Here is a 3482-nt window from a genome sequence, read left to right on the forward strand (position 1 = left end):
ATCACGGCAAAAGATGCCAAAGGCTGGATCAGGCATGCCGGCTATGCCCTACACTGAGACCAAAAGCGCTTTAGTGCTTTCCGTAAAGAACTCCAGACGGATCTTATCCGTCTGGAGCTGATCGTATGAACGCCTGAAGGTGTCTACGGCGCCGACGCGCGATCCAGTTCTTCAATGCTGCTCTCGTTCAAGGAGAGGCGGGTAGCTGCAACGAGCTCCTTCAACTGCTCGACGCTCGTGGCGCTGGCAATCGGCGCTGTGAGGCCGGGGCGAGCCATCAACCAAGCAAGCGCGACCTGGGCCGGAGTGGCACCGTGACGGGCCGCGACGGCGTCCAGAGCTGAGAGAATGCGCTTGCCTCGGTCGTTGAGATAGGTCGCCATGCGTCCGCCGCGCACGCTCTTTCCGAAATCGGCCTCCGACCGGTACTTGCCCGTCAGGAATCCGCTGGCGAGGCCGTAATAGGGAATGACGCCGATCTCTTCCTTCCGACAGAGCGGCTCCAGTTCCGCCTCGTACTCGGAGCGGTCTGAGAGGTTGTACTTGTTCTGAAGGCTCTCATAACGCGGCAGGCCGAGTTCGGTGCTGATGGCCAAGGCTTCCTTCAATCGCTCCGCCGTGAAGTTCGATGCGCCGATGGCCCGCACCTTTCCATCGCGGATCAATTCCTCATAAGCCTGAAGCGTCTCCTGTTGCGGCGTCTCGAGATCGTCCCGATGCGATTGGTAGAGATCGATGTAATCGGTCTGAAGGCGCTGAAGGGAGGCTTCCACTGCTGAGCGGATGTAGCTCTTCGACAATCCCTTCTGGCTTGGTCCCATTTCCGAGCCGACCTTCGTGGCGATCACGAGCCTGTCGCGATTGCCGCGCGCCTTCATCCACTTGCCGATGATCGTTTCCGACTCGCCGCCCTTATGTCCGGGCACCCAGGTGGAATAAACATCCGCCGTGTCGATGAAGTTGAGCCCCGCATCCACGTAGGCGTCGAGAATTTGGAAGGAGGTTGCCTCGTCGGCCGTCCATCCGAAAACGTTGCCGCCAAGGCAAAGGGGGGAAACCATCAAGTCCGAGCGGCCGAGCCTGCGCTTATTCATCATAAACTCCCTATCCGCAGCCGATGTGGGGCGAATAAGGACATCGGCAAGGCAACAAATCAAGAAGGGCGCCCGACATAATGCCGATCCTTCGGCCGATCCGTCAGGCGCCTCTTGCGTTCTCGATCAGGCCGCTGCGCTCAGCGTAATGCCGCGGGCCTCGGCGAAAGCCATGAGGTCGGATTCGCAGGCGATGCGATGCCGCTGATCGATCGTCCAACCCGTCTCGTCACGCACGACGATGTATCCGCGCGCCTGAAGACGGGAAACGACCGAGGTGATGCCGCTCGACTCTGTGCGGGTCACACCGCGTTCTGCGATGAAACGCTCGATGGCCGCCTGTGCAGCCTGAGCGAGGTCGACGGCATCGGCACGGTTGGCCGGCTTAGCCTTGGCTTTCGCCTGCGCCATCACGCGCGAAGGATCGCGGCGAACGGATTTCCAGCCCCCACGGCCGGAAGTCTGGGTTTCAGCCTGATCGACCTCAACCGGGCGCGGGGCCGCAGGGGCTTCCATCACGACGATCTTTGGAACCGATGCCGCCACTGGCGCCGGGGCAGGGCGCGGAGCAGGATCTCGCGACATGCCCTGCACGGCAGGCAGAACGGCCTTCTTTTCGATAGCCTTCGACTTGTCGACTGGCGCGGGGGCGACGACCTGAGCTCTCTTGCGCGGGCCCTTCTCGCAGGCCTTCTGCTCGCGGACCATATGGACCGCGTCTTGGGCTTGCCGTTTGACCTCAATCACGGCCTTCCTGGTTTCAACATCCTGACGCTTTGCGTCTGCCGCGGCTTTCTTCGAGTCGGCTTCGGTTTGTCTCAGAGCCGCCTGACGGCGGGCCTCCGCCTCGGCCACACGCTTGACCCGGATGATGAGCCGCTGGTCGATGCGCCCTTTTTCAGCAATGGCGGCGCGAGCCGCCTTGATCATGCCGGCTTCGGTTTCCGCAATCGCGTTCTTCAGGCGCTCGGTCATGATGGCCTCAAGGGCTTCGACGGCGTACTCTAGAGCTGCCTGGGGGCTGATCGTCTCAGATGTGAGGGGGACCTCCGCGACGGATAGAGACTGATCGGCAGGCGGCTCGAGAGCCGACTGTCGCGGCATTTTGGATTGGGCAGCGATCTTCCGCAACGAAGGTTCTGCCGCTGAAGTCTTGGGAGCTTTCGGACGTGGCGATTCAGCAGCCGTGATCTTTGCAAGCTTGGAAAGATCCCGCACACCGATGAGGCCAAGATCCTGCATCTTCCAGCGGATCTGGGTCACGCTTCTTCCGAGCTCGGCGGCGATCCGCTTGTCCGTCATCGGCGGATCGGCGCAGACGAGTTCGCGCAAGCGTGCGACGCTGGCTCCATCCCAGGACTGATGAGGCTGAACAAGCGTACCAATTAACCTGGCTCTTGCGTAGGTTGCCGGGACAGGCCTTCCCAGTTTCGCAGCGGTAACGGGAACAGGCACCTTGGCTTCCCGGTCACGACGCAAAATGTCGAGTTCTTCTTCAGTCCAGACCCTGTTCATTGCAGGGCTTCTCCTTTTCTCAGCAAGCTGGGATCCGGCGAGCCTGCATTGCGGGTGAAGTGCAAATGCGGGAGTAAAGGGAGATCGCCGGATCGGGCCGGCGACGGGTCACGTCAAACCGGCATCAATGTGGAAAGTGTGCCCTGCCGGGCGTCGGTTCTAACGGATTAGCCGCCTGAACCTCCCACTTGGGACTGGGTTCAGGTCGCAGCTCATACTCATGCATCAAGCAGAACCTCCCCGCGAAGCAATGGCTTCGCAGGACACGCCTTTGCGGTCGCTGAAGGTCGTTGTGCTTCGACATGATGGACGTTCAAATCACGAATGATGTGTTGGTGTAGTCGGCTTCCGGGGAAATCTCAATGCACGAAAAATGCCGCATGGGAAACGATCCACATCTGCCGGCTCAACCGGCCGCAAACCCTGTAAAATCCTGTATTTCAGCAACATCGTAAGAATTGTTTAACCATAAATGCGCATTCTGAATTTCGTGGACTCCAGGGGATTCCACACAAAGCCTACAGGGGAAGGCTCATGACCGACAAAGCTCTGGCACAAACAATCAAAGAAAGAATCGAAGCGGTCAAAAAGGTCGTCAACCTTCTCGCCCAGGCGGGCAGGGGTGACGATCTGCACGATCTGCGCGTGCTTCTTATCAATACGATGGGGCTGCTCAAGCGCGACCCCGGCACCGAAGCGGCCGTCGACGATCTCTATGCGGCGTCCGCGGTACTCGTGAAGGATGCCAGCTCTGGCATTCCGCCATCGGCGCGCTCGTTGCGCATCCTTCTGGCTGCATCCGAGCGTTTTTGTTTTCGTCTTATGGCGGCGGTTGAGCGGCTTGAGCCGGCGCCTTCGGCTTGTTTGAAGGGA

General features: G+C 60.1%; 3 protein-coding genes. 1 reads left to right on the forward strand and 2 read right to left on the reverse strand.

Annotated features, from left to right (window positions below):
• Positions 1-143: 143 nt before the first annotated feature.
• Entirely contained in the window at positions 144-1094 is a 951-nt protein-coding gene (locus JKL45_RS29365; RefSeq protein ID WP_201865291.1) for an aldo/keto reductase, read from the reverse strand.
• A gap of 126 nt (positions 1095-1220) precedes the next feature.
• Positions 1221-2426, reverse strand: a complete 1206-nt coding sequence (locus tag JKL45_RS29370; RefSeq protein ID WP_201865289.1) for a hypothetical protein — start codon at positions 2424-2426, stop codon at positions 1221-1223.
• 717 nt (positions 2427-3143) lie between these two features.
• On the opposite strand from JKL45_RS29370, the gene JKL45_RS29375 reads away from it, so the two are divergent.
• Positions 3144-3482, forward strand: a 339-nt coding sequence (locus JKL45_RS29375; protein WP_201865290.1) for a hypothetical protein, incomplete at its 3' end; no start/stop codon positions are given.

Origin of the sequence: Microvirga soli, from assembly GCF_016734765.1 — a bacterium.
GTDB classification, from domain to species: Bacteria; Pseudomonadota; Alphaproteobacteria; order Rhizobiales; family Beijerinckiaceae; genus Microvirga; species Microvirga soli.

Excerpts from the sequence above, each read along its gene's own strand:
- JKL45_RS29365 (WP_201865291.1), bottom strand. The coding sequence starts at position 1,094 with ATGAATAAGCGCAGGCTCGGCCGCTCGGACTTGATGGTTTCCCCCCTT.